Origin of the sequence: Staphylococcus sp. HMSC035D11, from assembly GCF_001836075.1 — a bacterium.
In the GTDB taxonomy this organism is placed as follows: domain Bacteria; phylum Bacillota; class Bacilli; order Staphylococcales; family Staphylococcaceae; genus Staphylococcus; species Staphylococcus hominis.
In genome coordinates, this window is record NZ_KV827240.1 from 1 (window position 1) to 500 (window position 500).

Here is a 500-nt window from a genome sequence, read left to right on the forward strand (position 1 = left end):
TTTACCGTATTGTGCATGTGATGTTACAACTAATTCTACTATTCCACCGATTCCTAAATTAGATTTACAGATGTTTTCAAAAGATGTGTTTGCATTTCGACTCATAGGATTTATGTCTAATGCATATCGAATTAATTCAATAAATGTTGATTTTCCAGCTCCTCTACCACCAATAATTGTATTAAGATTCGGGGATAAATCTAATGAGAGGTTATCTAAGTACCCCATAGAAATTTTTATTTCATTAATAGAAGAATGTGGGTATTTATTGTTAATGTCAAAATTTAATTTAACCCTAGCTTTAGGATCTCTAAAGGCTAATTTAAAACTTTCAAAGTTAAGTTTTGACATTTTAATTAAGCAACTTGCTGTATCTAAATCTAAATCTTCAGGTTTACTAACGTCTTTAGCATTAATAAGAGCAAAGGGAGTTTTCTTTTGATAATTAGGGTCTTTGTTTTTAAGTATATTAATGTAGTTAGGATTTACTTCATTTTTTT

General features: G+C 28.4%; 1 protein-coding gene. It reads right to left on the reverse strand.

Features of this window, described 5'->3' with window-relative positions; all coding sequences use genetic code 11:
• Window positions 1–500, reverse strand: a 500-nt coding sequence (locus HMPREF2647_RS05505) for an ATP-binding protein (protein ID WP_176746911.1), incomplete at both ends; no start/stop codon positions are given.